The organism is Paenibacillus sp. A3 (assembly GCF_001399685.1).
In the GTDB taxonomy this organism is placed as follows: Bacteria; Bacillota; Bacilli; order Paenibacillales; family NBRC-103111; genus Paenibacillus_G.
On sequence record NZ_JTHN01000136.1, the window covers coordinates 13,370 to 26,882 of the forward strand.

14 protein-coding genes are annotated in these 13,513 nt (G+C 54.0%); 1 reads left to right on the top strand and 13 read right to left on the bottom strand.

Annotated elements, in window-relative coordinates; translation table 11 throughout:
* Window positions 1-270: 270 nt before the first annotated feature.
* The 6 genes from QJ48_RS20455 to QJ48_RS20480 form a co-directional block, all read right to left on the bottom strand.
* Complete coding sequence (locus QJ48_RS20455; protein WP_054975364.1) at window positions 271-807, bottom strand: chromate transporter; 537 nt, start codon at window positions 805-807, stop codon at window positions 271-273.
* A 15-nt stretch (window positions 808-822) separates the two neighbouring features.
* Window positions 823-1,473 (bottom strand): chromate transporter, encoded by a 651-nt coding sequence (locus tag QJ48_RS20460; RefSeq protein ID WP_337589633.1) that lies wholly within the window; start codon window positions 1,471-1,473, stop codon window positions 823-825.
* A 263-nt stretch (window positions 1,474-1,736) separates the two neighbouring features.
* Complete coding sequence (locus tag QJ48_RS20465; protein ID WP_054975365.1) at window positions 1,737-2,135, bottom strand: YmaF family protein; 399 nt, start codon at window positions 2,133-2,135, stop codon at window positions 1,737-1,739.
* A gap of 69 nt (window positions 2,136-2,204) precedes the next feature.
* Window positions 2,205-2,423 (bottom strand): YwbE family protein, encoded by a 219-nt coding sequence (locus QJ48_RS20470; protein ID WP_054975366.1) that lies wholly within the window; start codon window positions 2,421-2,423, stop codon window positions 2,205-2,207.
* Entirely contained in the window at window positions 2,420-2,608 is a 189-nt protein-coding gene (locus tag QJ48_RS20475; protein WP_036676228.1) for a hypothetical protein, read from the bottom strand. The genes QJ48_RS20470 and QJ48_RS20475 overlap by 4 nt, the downstream gene beginning before the upstream one ends.
* Before the next feature lie 202 nt (window positions 2,609-2,810).
* Window positions 2,811-3,158 (bottom strand): cytochrome c, encoded by a 348-nt coding sequence (locus tag QJ48_RS20480; RefSeq protein WP_054975367.1) that lies wholly within the window; start codon window positions 3,156-3,158, stop codon window positions 2,811-2,813.
* 91 nt (window positions 3,159-3,249) lie between these two features.
* On the opposite strand from QJ48_RS20480, the gene QJ48_RS20485 reads away from it, so the two are divergent.
* Window positions 3,250-3,678, top strand: a complete 429-nt coding sequence (locus QJ48_RS20485; RefSeq protein ID WP_237762989.1) for a FixH family protein — start codon at window positions 3,250-3,252, stop codon at window positions 3,676-3,678.
* Window positions 3,679-3,799: 121 nt separating this feature from the next.
* Here the strand turns inward: QJ48_RS20485 and QJ48_RS20490 are convergent, their stop codons facing one another.
* The 7 genes from QJ48_RS20490 to QJ48_RS20520 all read right to left on the bottom strand — a co-directional run bounded on the left by QJ48_RS20490 (window position 3,800) and on the right by QJ48_RS20520 (window position 13,338).
* Window positions 3,800-4,486 carry a sulfite exporter TauE/SafE family protein gene (locus QJ48_RS20490; protein WP_054975369.1) on the bottom strand — a complete coding sequence of 229 codons (687 nt, stop codon included), beginning with the start codon at window positions 4,484-4,486 and terminating at the stop codon, window positions 3,800-3,802.
* 38 nt (window positions 4,487-4,524) lie between these two features.
* A complete protein-coding gene (locus QJ48_RS20495; RefSeq protein WP_054975370.1) occupies window positions 4,525-6,747 on the bottom strand; it encodes a cation-translocating P-type ATPase in 2,223 nt (740 codons plus the stop codon).
* A 141-nt stretch (window positions 6,748-6,888) separates the two neighbouring features.
* Window positions 6,889-7,536: a DUF1266 domain-containing protein gene (locus tag QJ48_RS20500; protein ID WP_054975371.1), complete on the bottom strand. Its 648-nt coding sequence runs from the start codon at window positions 7,534-7,536 to the stop codon at window positions 6,889-6,891.
* A gap of 46 nt (window positions 7,537-7,582) precedes the next feature.
* Window positions 7,583-8,803, bottom strand: a complete 1,221-nt coding sequence (locus tag QJ48_RS20505) for a lipopolysaccharide assembly protein LapB (protein WP_054975372.1) — start codon at window positions 8,801-8,803, stop codon at window positions 7,583-7,585.
* Window positions 8,804-9,022: 219 nt separating this feature from the next.
* On the bottom strand, window positions 9,023-9,661 hold the full coding sequence (locus QJ48_RS20510; RefSeq protein WP_054975373.1) for a DUF1266 domain-containing protein: 639 nt from the start codon (window positions 9,659-9,661) through the stop codon (window positions 9,023-9,025).
* Between the two features lie 21 nt (window positions 9,662-9,682).
* The gene (locus QJ48_RS20515) at window positions 9,683-11,638 is read right to left on the bottom strand and encodes a J domain-containing protein (RefSeq protein ID WP_054975374.1); all 1,956 of its coding nucleotides are present in this window, start codon (window positions 11,636-11,638) and stop codon (window positions 9,683-9,685) included.
* A complete protein-coding gene (locus tag QJ48_RS20520) occupies window positions 11,638-13,338 on the bottom strand; it encodes a molecular chaperone HscC (RefSeq protein ID WP_054975375.1) in 1,701 nt (566 codons plus the stop codon). The genes QJ48_RS20515 and QJ48_RS20520 overlap by 1 nt, the downstream gene beginning before the upstream one ends.
* Window positions 13,339-13,513 lie beyond the last annotated feature (175 nt).

The window sequence follows — 13,513 nt, forward strand, 5'->3', positions numbered from 1 at the left end:
CACAACCGCACAAAGAAAGCCCCCTAACAGGGCTCAGAGTGTTGAGAAAGTAATCTAGTGAGGTAATAGAGGTGTACGAGGGGGGGGTATCTACTTCCGGTCACTGTTGTCAGCGGGAAATTTTATTAGAAGCCGCTTAGTAGCGGGTATTTCCCGCAGACAAAGGCGAACGCTATCGCTCCTCCAGTAGATACCCCACCTCCGTATATTTTTCTATATGACCACTTTCTAAACAGCCCCTAACAGGGCTCATCCTATACAATTCTCGCTTTATTGAAAAAAAGCAATTCCGAGCACGCCCGAAAGGACGATCACTGCGAGCGGATGCAAGCGGTATTTGATCAGAGCGCCGAGACATACCGCCAAAATGATCAGCATCCCGACCGTATGCCAGCTCATCCAATCGGCTCCGCTTCCCGGCAAGCTGAAGTGAATCGCCGCGTAGACGATCATCCCGGTCACCACCGGCTTCAGCCCGTAGAACGTCGCTTTGACCCACTGCCGCTGCTGCATTCGGAAAAAGAACGCGGCGATAAGCACGATAATTGCCAGCGACGGCAGCACCATGCCGAGCGTCGACAGGATCGCTCCGGGAACGCCGGCGGCTTCGTAGCCGATCAAGGTGGCGCTGTTCGTCGCAATCGGCCCCGGGGCCATTCCCGCCAACGCGACGGTATCCGTAAACTGCCGCTCCTCCATCCAACCGTGGAGCAGCACCTCTTGCCGGATCAGCGGAATCATCGCATACCCTCCGCCGAACGAAACAAGACCGATTTTAAGAAATACTGCAAACAAACTCCATAGCATAACCGTCACCCCGTTTTAAATCCCGTCCGCAATAAAGTAATCCGCATATTTATAGCCGTTTCCGGCCGCCGGAGGTTCCTCGTCCTTAGGTTCGAGCGCGCGATAGCCGAGCTTTCGTTTCACGCGGACAAGCAGATGCCCGATCACGAGTCCGAGCAAAATAACCAGCATCGGATGCACATGAAAAACAAGCAGCAGCAAGACCGTGAAAGCCGCCGTAGCCAGCGTCGTACGGTCCACGACGGCGCTTTTTCCCATGTTATACGCCGAAATGATGATCAAGGCCGCAATCGCCGCTTGAATGCCTTGAAAGGCTGCAGCCATTTTCGGCAGGTCATAGATCTCTCGAAACACAAGGCTCAGCAAAAATACGATCAAAAAAGCCGGCAGCGTCATTCCGCCGACCGCCACCGCGGCTCCCGGCACCCCGGCCAGCCGGTAACCGATGAACGCCGCCGCATTGACGCCTACGCCGCCCGGAGCCGATCCGGCTATCGATAAGACGCCGCTCATCTCGTCGGGTTCAATCCAGCGCCGTTTGCCGACGACCTCCCGTTCCATGACAGGGATCATCGCGTAACCGCCGCCGAATGTGACCGGACTGATTTTGCAAAAGGTCCAGAAGATCGACCCCAGCGGCCTCAGTTTCCTCAGCCATGATTTCATCCCGCTCCCCCCGTTCCCCGTTGTCCATTTAAGTATACCTCACTTTAATTCATTTTGGAATAATGTTTTCATCCATTTTCCTGAATGACCCTAAACACAACAAAATCAGCCCTATGGAATGAGCTGAGATTTATCGCAGTTTTCTTAGTTTCAATCACAATGAATTTATGTTTACAATGTCGATCCGAATACATTGAATTTCAAAGCAAACAAGGCCAACAAAAAAAGACCCGGATCGTCCAAATCCGCGTCAGAAAAATAACTCACCAGCCCGGAGGCTCATAACCGATCCCCGTTCCCGTTCGTCCGGCAAACTTGTGCTCGTGCCTTTTGACCGATAGCACGGTCTTGTAATAATTTTGCTTAAACTCGAACGGCTCGTCGTCCGTCAGCGCGTCGATCTCATGATAATGAGAGCCGTCCGGCAGCATAATCGGCGGTCCCGTAAGCCCGATGAAACGGTGAAAGTGGCCGGAAACGTTGCTTGTATGCCCTTGATACCTATGAACGTGCTCATCCGTCCCGTCTCCATTCGTGGCATAGACGAACATCTCGATTCTATGGACATGTCCCCGTGCCACGGAGGTCAAGCCAATGAACGCGTGGGCATGAGCCGGCGGAAGCGGAACATATGGCACCGGCGGGAGCGGACAAACCGACATAAAGACGCTCTCCCCTTCGCTTTTTTATCCCGGATGCTACAGGATACGCGGGAAGAGGCACGATTATTTCTATTCCTGTTTCGTCGTTGCCGGATTGACGATTTCCTTGACCCGGCCGACTTGTCCGTCTGTCAAACGCACCTTGATGCCGTGCGGATGCGTCGCCGAGTTCGTCAGCAGATCCTTCACGATACCCCGCGTCAGCTTCCCCGTCCGCTGATCCTGCTTCAGGACGATGAGCACCTCGGCGCCCGGAAGAACGTCAGCACGCTTGCGTCCGTTGCTCATCCGTACTGCTCCGGCAGCTCAAGCCAGCCCTGAAAAATCGCGTAATAGAACACGAATGCGCTTACGAGGCCCAAAATCGTAAAGCTGATGGCAAGTCCCTTTTTTTTCTGAAACAGCCACACGAAAGCCAAGCTGAAAAACGTGCCCATAACAAGCAAGCAAACGATCAAAATGATAGTTGCCATAGCTTCTGTTCAAACCCCTTTCGAATCAACAGTATAGTTTAACCGTTTGCTTACCAAAATACCACAATTTCCAACGGAAAAATACTCCGCTGCTGCGATAACCTTGACAATTTCATGAAACGACCGCCGCTATACCGCCTTCTCTCCTCCAGGTTAACCAAAAAAAGAGAGGCGTCCGTTCGGCGGGACGCGCTCCCTTCGTTTACTTCTTGGCGGACAACCACTCCGTCAATGCCTGAACTTCCGGCTCCTTCAACGTGTTTTTGTAGGAGGGCATTCCTCCGCCTCCGTTCTGAATCTTGGCCGTGATTTGTTCTTGGCTCAGCTTGGCCCCCGTCTTCTGAAGATTGGGCCCGACTTTGCCCGAGAGATCGGCCCGGTGACAGGAGACGCAGTTCGCCTTGTAAATCGCCTCCGCGCTGGACGCTTCGCCGGCTGCCTTTTTGGAGGGGGCGCTCGCCGGTGCACCGCTTTTGTCCCCGCCGCAAGCCGTTGCAAGTCCGGCTAACAATAGCAATCCGGCTGCCAATGGGATCCAGGCTCGCTTCATGACCATTACCACCTTTATTTTGAGGAATATTGGAGCTTGACCCGGGATACATATGAAACGATACTCCCGGAAAGGCAGGGATACGGTCGCTATGCCCAACATCGCTTGGCTTCGCCTCTTCGGCCTCGGCGCCATGATCGTCGCGGGGACTTGGTTCGGTTTCCGGCAATTCGCCGCCACCTCTCCGCAGTTCCCTCCGGTCTCGGATTTTATGGTAGAAGGCTACCGCATTCAAGTGTCGCTTCACCCGATCCCGACCACAGCGCTGAAGCCCGGCACATTTACCGTCACGCTTCGCGACGCGGCCGGACGGCCGGTAAGCGGCGCGACCGGGGGCGCCACCATCTCGATGCCGCAAATGCTATGCGGGGAGAGCCCCTTTACCCTGACGGAAACGGAGGCCGGCCGGTACGTCGGCGAAGGCATTCCGCTCATGGCGGGCTCGTCCGTTGCCGACGTATCGATGACGGTCGGAGACAAATCGCTCCGGGTCCGGTTTCCTTTTGCCGCCGTCCGATAATATCCGTTTTTTTCCCTAGCCTGCTTCCACTGTATCGAATCGTCCGGCGTGCGCCTATGACTCCCCGGGGCTATTTTTCACTTTATTTATGACGGTTTTGCGGACAATCCCTTACAATTTATCACCAAAGCCAGGGATGAACACTGGGAATCCATCCGGCCGCAGCCAAGCCCCGCAGCACGGACAGCACTCCGATCCAGACGGCTACGAATTGCCCGGCCATTACGGCCTTGCTCCGCAGCCGCTTGTTTAATTTGCCCGCAAACAGTCCGACGGAAACCAGCGCAGGCACGGTCCCCAAACCGAACAGCAGCATAAGCAGCAAGCCATGCAGCGGACTTGCGCTTGCCGCCGCATTCATTTCCATGGCATAGGTCAACCCGCAGGGAAGGAATCCGAGCAGCAGCCCGCTTACGACCGCGGCACCGGCCTCCTCAGTCGTTCGGTACCTCGCCGTAAGCCGCCGGAAAAGCGGCAGCCGATGCGGGTCCAGTCGATGCAGCGGGAGAGCGATACGCCGCAAAGCCCACAGCAAAATAAGACAGCCGCCCAATAAGCTCGCTGTCCCCTGCACATTCGCCAGCTTCCCCGCACCATCGACGAACGAGCCGACCGCGCCCATAAACGCCCCGAGCGCGGCGTAGGTAGCAATCCGGCCGGCATTGTAAGCCAGTACGGAGCGCAGCGGACTCGCCTTCGCTTGCAACGCAAAACCGGAGACAGTCGCGCCGCACATCCCGATGCAGTGCGGCGCGCCGAGCAATCCGGCAAGCCAAGCCAGCGTCAGATCATGAATGCCGATCGCCATCTTTTCTTCCCCGCCTTCTTCGCTTGGAATGAAGGGAATTACACCCGTTTCAGTCGAAGTGCGTTAATAATTACCGTCAAAGAGCTTAAAGCCATTGCCGTGCAGGCCATCCATGGCGCCAGATGACCGCTTAAGGCCGCAGGAATCGCCAAAGCGTTATAGCAGAAAGATAATGCCATATTTTGGTAAATATTTCTCATCGTCTTTCGGCTGATCCTTACAGCGTCGGCCATAGCTTTCAAGTCGCTTTTTAACAAGTGCACATCAGCCGCTGCCTTGGCCACATCCGTTCCGTTACCGACGGCTACGCCGATATCTGCGGCCGCGAGCGCCGGCGCGTCGTTTACGCCGTCACCAACCATGGTTACCCGCTTCCCTTGGCTCTGCAGCCGGCGGATGAGCCCGAGCTTCTGGTCCGGAAGCATATCCGCGTAATACGGCACATTCCCAAGCCTTTCCGCAACCGCTTTGGCCGCCGCAGCATGATCTCCGGTCACCAGCCGGATGTCCATTCCTTGCTGTTTGAGCTGCCGAAGCGCCGATGACGCCGTCGGCCGAAGCGTATCGGCGAGAGCGACGACCCCGGCCGGACGGCCGTCCACTGCCACATAGATCAACTGCTTCCCTTGGCTGCGCAGCGGACCGGCAACCTTTTCCGTATCCGCAAAAGGGATGCCCTGCTCCTCCAGCCAACGCCGAGTCCCCGCGACGATCCCGCATCCGAGCACATCGGCCCGAACCCCGCAACCGGGAACAGCCAAAAAGCTGCCGCAGTCAGGCACCCGCAATCCCCGCCTCTCGGCCTCTTCGACAACCGCACGCGAGAGCGGGTGCTCGGAGAGCTGTTCCGCGCCCGCGAGCTTGCTCAACAGCGTGGCCTGCGTTTCGCCTTCTGCGGCAATCACATCGGTCACCTTGGGCGTCCCGAACGTCACCGTCCCCGTTTTATCGAACAGAAGAATGTCCGTTTGATGAAGCCGCTCCAGTGCGGCCCCTTCCTTGTAAACGATCCCCTTCTGAGCCGCACGGCCCGATGCGACCAGAATGGATACCGGTGTTGCCAGTCCCAAAGCGCATGGACAAGCAATCAGCAGCACGGCAATAGCCTTCTCCAAAGCCCCGCCCGCAGCACCCGGCTCGCCCAATCCGTACCAGTACAAAAAGGTGCACACGGCCGTAACGGCAATAACCGGAACAAACACAGCAGCAATTTTGTCGGCAACGCGCTGAATCGGCGCCTTCCCATTCTGTGCTTCTTCCACCATCCGAATCATCCGGGCTACCGTGCTTTGACCGCCGGTTCGCAGGACGCGGATTTCCAGCACGCCGGAACCGTTCAAGGTTCCGCCGATGACGCGGTTTCCTTTTCGTTTGTTCACAGGCATGCTTTCTCCGGTTATTAGCGATTCGTCCACCGGGGATGTCCCCTGCACGACGATGCCGTCGAGAGGCACCCGCTCGCCGGGACGGACGCGGAGCAGGTCGCCCTCCTTCAACGTGCTTACCGGGACCCGGCGTTCGCCGTCCGGGATCAGCATGCAAGCCGTGTCCGTCTGCATCGCATGAAGCTGCGAGAGGCTATCCGCCGTACGCTTCCGGGCGGACGCTTCGATCCATCGGCCAAGCCATACGATCGTAATAATCATGGTGCTCGTATCGAAATAGTACGGGCTATGGTGCCCGCTCCCCGTCATGGCCTGCCCGGGATGAAACAACAAATAATGACTATACAAAAAGGCCGTTGACGTGCCCAGTACAATCAGCACATCCATATTCGCGCTTCCGTTTTTCAAAGCTTCGTAGGCCCGGATGTAAAAAGGGAGACCGAAACCGAACTGCACCGGAACGGCAAGCGCAAGCTGAAACCATGGGTTTGCCAGCAGCTCGGGCACCCAGGTCGAGGAAGAACCAACATGATGAGGGACCATCGCCCAGAAGAAAGGCAGCGTAAAAGCAAGCGAAAGCAGAAACATCGCCCGGCTGCGACGAATTTCCTCGTTGCTATGGCCGTTGATTTTCCCATCGGCCGGATGCAGCGGACGGACGCTATATCCGAGCTGTTCGATCCGGGCTGCGACTTCCTCTACCCGGACCCGCTTCGCATCCAGCAGGACGACCGACCGCTCCAAAGCAATATTGACGCCGACCTCCGCCACGCCTTCCATTTTGCCGACCGCCTTCTCGATGCGCGCGGCGCAAGCCGCACACGTCATACCGGTAACATGCAGCGTAATCCGGCTCAAATCCGCTTGTCCGCTCATTCGCGTCTCACTCCATTCCGATTGAGGCCCCAGCAGCCGGTCATTGTTAAACTATATGGACGAGCGGCGATTTTCATGACAAAGAAACGCGGCCACTCCGTGAATAGAAACGGAGTGCAGCCGCGCTGATCGTTTTTGAGCCTACCTCAAGTTAACCTGACCCAAAGGACTCTCTGGTGCCGTAAGCAGCTTCACGAAAAAATCCTTGTATTTTTTCACATGGTCTAAGGAAGGGGAAGCTTGATGGAAGTCAGCGCCCGCCGCAAAGCCAATGATATAGTCCTTCCAGCTTGCATAAGCGATTCGGGCATGCCTGACGCACATAGCGACGATTCTCCATTGGTCCTCTTCGGACAAATAGCCGAGACGATAGCCGGCACAGCATAAATAGACGCACCAAGAATAGTCGAATGCCGCAATCCCCTTTGCGGGCAGACGCGTTAAATAATAGGCCGCAACGTGCAGCTTGCCCGTATGGGCTTCACCCGAAGGGAGCGATTTCAAATATCCGCTTCGTTCCGTGTCGGCAAGCCCCGATAACAGCATTTGGCAATCTTCGAACTCTTTCCGCACCCCGGTTTCGAACAGCCAATGAAGCTCAGCTTTCAATGCGGCGGAATTTTCAATTTCCCACAGCTCTAACGCGCTTTGAAGACGCCGCTTATTTTCGAACACCGCCTGCATATTTTTAGCCAACGCGAAAGCCATCTGTCCTTTCATGCACAAGGAAGACATGGCGTGACCATACAGCGCCAATTGAGCGCGTACCTCGGGATCGTAATAATCCATGACGAAGCGAAGGGGCCTCCTTTCTTTGCTTATAACAAGGAAAAGCCTAACGAAACAACATCCGAATTAAGAACAAGAAGAACCAGCCCAATACCAAAATTAAAGGCAAGTTCTTTGTGGAAAAAAACGACGATTTATTAGCCCCAGCGCGCTGTTCTGAAAGGCGTGAAGCCGCACGTTCCGTATCATGAGCCGGCAAATGATCGACCGATGCCGCCGAAGACGCTGGCAAGCTCGTCGGTCCGTTCTCCGTCTGCGCGCCTTCGGCGAGGTATACAAGCGCTTCGATGTCGTCAGGCTGCAGCTCCAGCAGACGAAGGTACATGTCGCATGCGGATGCCGGGTCCCCCAGCTTTTTATAGCATTTTGCCGCAAGAGACACCGCGCCGAGATGACCCGGATTGTGCGAAAGAAAGTATTTCACATCGTGAATCGCCTCGGTCAGCCGGTTGCTTTTAACATAAATTCGGGCACGATACCAATACAGCTCCGGATCGTCGGGAGTCAAAGCCATACTGCGGTCGATGGCCGTCAGCGCACGGCTCAAGCTGCCAAGCCGGAGAAAATATTCAGCTTGCAGCCGCAGCAGGTCCGGATCGTCGGGAAACAGCTCATATGCCCGGGTTAGCATCTCTTCCGCTTGCTCCATGTGATTATGTTTCAAGGCCAGCAGCGCGCCCAGCCGATACCTCATAAAAGCCTCGCAATCGATGCCGCCCGCCTTGGTAAGGAAAGAGAAGCGCAGGCTCGTGGCGTAATACGGATCGGCAAACACATGAAGAAACACGTTGGGAAACTGCCTGGAAAACGATTCGCGGTCGTCCTGCACCCTTTCTTTCCAGCAGAAGCTGCTTTCGAGCAGCTTCCAGACGTCCCTCGGCAAATGGGGGTGCCGCTCCAAAAACACGGTCATTTGTTGACGCACCTCACGTTGAAGCTTAACATCCCACATGATATCGTCATTGAGCATCTTCAGCCACGAGTCGATGTCGATCCTTTGCGCGATGTCGCGGTAAACGACGTTTACTTTTTCCATGAACTCGTTTAACCGCTGTTCGGCGGTGCGTATCATAGGGGTCGGGTCCGCGAACAAAATCCGGGACGGGACGACAACCGGCTGGCCTACCTCTTCCCGTTCCTCGTAACCAGACTCCGTAAACAGCATCCGGGAGGGAATAACAACCGGCTTGTCTTCCTCTTTTTGCTCGTCTTGTCCGGGATCGCTTTGCCCGCTTTCTTCTCGCTCGGCGGCAGCCTCCTCCGCCAAATCATGACTTGAATCGAGCCTAAAATTTCTTTTGGCCGCGCGAATCGCTTGATCGTAGGCTTCCCGAAGCCGCTGATAGCCTTCCGGATCGTCCTCGGGATGGTGCTGCTTTAATTTCCGCGCATAAGCCTTTTTGATGACAGATATATCATTCGTCGGCTCGACATCTAGTATTTTCCATATTTGCAGGACAGCACACTCCCTTTCCGCCCCAAGGTACTAGCCCAAGGTAGCCCTCCGAAAGGAATCGTTGCGCGTAAATAGCAGCTTCGTTAGCAATATGCTGTTTTCGCTTATATAATCCGCATTCAAAAGATGGGATCTAAAGACGGCGCCTATGTGGAAGCTATATATGTAGTCCTTCCAACTGGAAAAATCACCCTTCACCATCGGGATGACCACTCCGATATACGCCCACTTCTCCTGTTCCGTTAAGTAACCAAGCTTTCGTCCGGCACAGGCTCTGAATACCGCCATGGAATAATCGTGTGCCGCTATACCAGCCGTTGGCACGCGCCATAAATATTGCCTGACAACGGACAGCATATGTTTGCGTGCAGGATCGTCGGTATTCTGTCCGATCGAAGCTCGTTCGGCCTCCGAAACGGACGACAGCCTGTTGTAAAGCTCTGCAAACTCCTTTCTGGCTCCTGCCGTGATCGTCCACTCTAGATTTTGTTTAAGCCCCTGCGCATCCGCGATGTCCCAAAACTTGAACATACCGCGTAAACCGCTTCGCCGCTCGAAGAGCATCTCGGGATTGTGCAAAAAATATTCACCGAATTTCCCGACGATACATAACGAAGTCATCGCCTCAACGTAATCGTTCAAGGCCTTCCGCGCCGCCGTATCGGTCATAGCATGTTCTCTCCCCACTTATCAGTTATAGCCGAAGAGCTTGCTAACTCTCCGGAGCTCCCGCAGCACCGAAACATAAAACAACCCTAAGATGAACAGATAAAAATAAATCCGCAATGGCAGGCTTGGGAGAGCCTTCTTGCTCGGCTTCGTTGTGGCGTCAATATATTTGTCGGACATGGGAAACGGCTTCGAAATCCCGCTCTTCGAGCTTCGGTTTTTCCAATTCTCGATTTCAGTCTTCAGCTCGTCAGGCATGGAACGAACGGTTCCTTCCAGTTCTATCCTTTGGAAATCGTATATTTCTTTGGCCTGCTTGTAATTGCCGACGACAAGGATTGCTTTTCCATCGAGATAGCCCATACTGAGATGGCCCGTAATGTTCGATTGAAGTCCCTGCTTCTTGGCCTCGTCCAAAGAAAGATACTTCGTCGTCTCCTTACCGTTGCCGTCTTTAGCCTTTACTTCTTGAATAGCCATATAAGACGCATCGGCAAGCTTGACCCGCACAGCGGCCGCTTCCGGAGGCAGAAGCTCCCATTCGGACGCGGAAGATACGTTCATGATTTTGAGAGGTCTCACCTTTTCGCTCAAATAAGCTAAGGGCGTTTCCCCCGTATGCTTGACAAACGAGCTCGCTATCCAAAAATGCAGCGCCACAATGCAAATCAAGCTGAACCATTTATAGGAAACAAAATAATAAGCCGCTTTCTTCAATTGCTTAAGCAAAGGTGTTTTTCCCAGTTCCCGGTAAAGCTGCCTGATGGCCCTTCCGCTGCCTTTTACACGCCGTGCTCTCAGGTCTTTGATGGTCAGTGCATTAATTTCCGCCAAAGATAAAACCGCTTCGATATCGTTCGCATCCAAAGCAAGGATTCGTTGAAACCTCTCCTTGGCCTTTTCCAGGTCACCCAGTCTTTTATAACAGGTCCCAGCCAGCGATAGCGCAAGCATGTGATCCGGAAATTGCTCAAGAATGCGCTGCAGGTCTTGAACCGCCTCAGGCAGCTTTCCATACTGCATCCAAATGCGCGAACGGTATAAATAGCCGTCTATCTGGTCGGGACACAACCGGATCAGACGATTGCTCACGGCAAGCGTCCTCTCCGACTCTCCGCTGCGCCAGCCGTATTCGGCCTCCAAACGGATCACGTCCGGGTCCGCATCGAAAAGCTCCCCCGCTTTCAGCAACGACTGATTGGCAGCCGCCAAATCATTATTTATCAAAGCCAACCAGGCTTCCTCACGATAATGAAGATAGGCTTCATGATCGATCTCCCCCGCACCCAGCAGAAGGGAATACCCCATGTTTGCCGCTTCGTACGATTCCGAAAAAGCGTAATTGTATACTTGGGGGTATTGTTCCAAAAAGCTTTCCTTGTCTTCCGCAATCAGTCCATTCCAATGAAACGCGCTGTCCAGAAGCTTCCAAACCTCTCTAGGCAAAAAATAATGCTCTTCCAAAAAATCAAGCAGCCTGCCGGAAATGCCGTTTTGCAGGTTGATGTTCCATACGGCGTCGGAATTCAACAGCTCCGCCCATTGGTTCGGATCGATTCGCGACGGAAATTGGCCGTAAAGCTTCTCTACCCGTTCCATAAAATGCTCTGCTTGGCTTCCGGGATCGTCTATTCCCTTCCCCGGATCTTGCCAAATGACCATACGGGGAATGCGCTGCGGTCCGTCGTCTTCATCATACAGTTCGTCTTCCTCATGCTCTGCGATATCTTCCAATTCGGTCCCGTCTTCTTGCCTGACGTCCCATGTTTCGAAAGCTTCCGGCTCATCGTTCGATCGACTCGTCTGTTTCTGCTGCCGCTTCGCCAGCTTGATCGCCTGATCGTACGCTTCCCTTAGCTGCTGATAACCGGTCGGATCGTCCTCAGGATGATAGACTTTCAGCTTAGCGGCATAAGCTTTCTTAATCGCCGATACCTCATACGTCGGCTCGATCCCCAGTATTTCCCATACCGACATTAGTAGTCACGCCACCTCTCGAAATGCTCCAGCTTCTTTCTCAGTGCGGAGGAAGCTTTTTTGATCTCCTGTTCGTTTTGAGAGGCAAGAACCCGTTCAAACTCTACCAGCAGAGACGAGATTTCCGACCGCTTCTCCCCTAGCGCTTCCTCGTACAGCCGTTCTCCCTTGGCCAGCAGCAGCCGGTTCTCCGTTCTTTCGCGGGGATGGATTTTAATATCTTTCAACTGGTTCAATCTTTCCTGAATTTCCAATTCCGACAGCTTGCCCGGATTTTTCTCGATGATCATCATCTTCTTCGCACCAGTGCTGACCGTAGTGACTTCGACCTCCAGAATACCGTTAATATCATACGTAAACCGGACGTCTATGGATTGCTCGCCGGCCTTATCCGGAGGCACCTCGGCCACCAACTCGCCCAGCTTCAAGTTATTTTCCACCCGCCGGCTTTCCCCTTGATACACATCCACACTAATCTCTTTCTGGTTATCGTTAAGCGTACAATACGTCCTCACTTTACTGACAGGGATCGGGGTGTTCCGTTCAATAATCGGAGAGAAATGGCCATGGTCGTACGTCCCTTCCCCCATCCATTTCGAGGTTTCGATACCGAGGGTATATGGACATACGTCCGTCAGAACGACCTCTTTCAAGGCCTCTTTTCTTTCCATCAGCGCGACTTGAACGGCTGCCCCCAAGGCAACGGCCTCATCGGGATTGATCTGAGTGAAGGGAAGCCGGCCAAACATTTTGCCTACCACCGACTTGATGATTGGCATTCGGGTCGCCCCTCCGATCAAAATGACGGCATCCAGATCGTCCGGGGACAAGGAAGCGTCCCGCAGTGCGCGCTCGATCGGATGACGCAAACGCAAAATAAGCTGCCCGGCAATTTTCTCAAAATCGTTGCGGTTCAAACTCGTCTCATATGTACGATCTTCCAGCGTAAAGCTCATCTTCCCTTCGTTGTCCGTACCTAAGAACCTTTTGCATAGTTCAGCCTGCTTGAACAGTGCGGAACGGGCTTTAAAATCCAGCTCTTGAAAATCAATCCCATGGGTTTCGATAAAGTAAGATACAAGCAGTTGGGTAAAATCCTCTCCTCCCAAGTAATTGTCTCCGGCTATCGACTGCACTTCCATCACGCCCTCGAAAAACTCCAGGATGGAGACGTCGAACGTGCCGCCGCCCAAGTCGAAGACGAGAAACTTGGTATTGTCCTGCTGCTGATGAAGACCGTAGGAAATCGCCGCAGCCGTCGGCTCGCTGATGAGCCGCTCCACCTTTAAGCCGGCAATTTCAGCCGCACGCTTCGTCGCCTTGCGCTGGGTATCGTTGAAATAAGCCGGAACGCTGATTACTGCCTCCGTAACGGGATGGCCGAAAAAAGCCTCCGCATCCGCCTTAAGCGATCTGATGACGAACGAAGACAGCTCTTCCGGAGAAAAAGTATACGGGCCCAGACGATACGTCTTCTCCGTTCCCATATAGCGCTTGAAGGTGGCCGCTGTAAGATCCGGATGCGTTATTAATCGTTCTTTTGCGATTTGACCGACCAGAATCTCGCCGTTTTCGTCCACACTTACTATGGAAGGGGTCAAACGCTCCCCGAGTATATTCGGAATCATAGCGGGACCATCTTCCGTCCAATAAGCAACCAGACTGTTCGTCGTCCCCAGATCAATACCAATCTTCGTCATTCCCGGTTACCTCTTTTCCGTGTGTTAATGGCTTATGAAAAACGCCTTTCTTTTCCATACCCTAAGTTTATCGGTCGTTCCTACCCTTTTTTTAAATCGATATTGTGAAATGAAGCCGCTGTCAATAAAATCGGCGTCCGCTTCTTTGCGAACAAAGAAACGACCGCCTGTTTAA

Bases quoted from the DNA above. Each gene is read 5' to 3' on its own strand.
- QJ48_RS20495 (WP_054975370.1), bottom strand. From the start codon at position 6,747: ATGAGCGGACAAGCGGATTTGAGCCGGATTACGCTGCATGTTACCGGT.
- QJ48_RS20475 (WP_036676228.1), bottom strand. From the start codon at position 2,608: ATGGCAACTATCATTTTGATCGTTTGCTTGCTTGTTATGGGCACGTTT.
- QJ48_RS20500 (WP_054975371.1), bottom strand. From the start codon at position 7,536: ATGGATTATTACGATCCCGAGGTACGCGCTCAATTGGCGCTGTATGGT.
- QJ48_RS20520 (WP_054975375.1), bottom strand. From the start codon at position 13,338: ATGACGAAGATTGGTATTGATCTGGGGACGACGAACAGTCTGGTTGCT.
- QJ48_RS20480 (WP_054975367.1), bottom strand. From the start codon at position 3,158: ATGAAGCGAGCCTGGATCCCATTGGCAGCCGGATTGCTATTGTTAGCC.
- QJ48_RS20485 (WP_237762989.1), top strand. From the start codon at position 3,250: ATGCCCAACATCGCTTGGCTTCGCCTCTTCGGCCTCGGCGCCATGATC.
- QJ48_RS20460 (WP_337589633.1), bottom strand. From the start codon at position 1,473: ATGAAATCATGGCTGAGGAAACTGAGGCCGCTGGGGTCGATCTTCTGG.
- QJ48_RS20455 (WP_054975364.1), bottom strand. From the start codon at position 807: ATGCTATGGAGTTTGTTTGCAGTATTTCTTAAAATCGGTCTTGTTTCG.
- QJ48_RS20470 (WP_054975366.1), bottom strand. From the start codon at position 2,423: ATGAGCAACGGACGCAAGCGTGCTGACGTTCTTCCGGGCGCCGAGGTG.
- QJ48_RS20490 (WP_054975369.1), bottom strand. From the start codon at position 4,486: ATGGCGATCGGCATTCATGATCTGACGCTGGCTTGGCTTGCCGGATTG.
- QJ48_RS20515 (WP_054975374.1), bottom strand. From the start codon at position 11,638: ATGTCGGTATGGGAAATACTGGGGATCGAGCCGACGTATGAGGTATCG.
- QJ48_RS20465 (WP_054975365.1), bottom strand. From the start codon at position 2,135: ATGTCGGTTTGTCCGCTCCCGCCGGTGCCATATGTTCCGCTTCCGCCG.
- QJ48_RS20510 (WP_054975373.1), bottom strand. From the start codon at position 9,661: ATGACCGATACGGCGGCGCGGAAGGCCTTGAACGATTACGTTGAGGCG.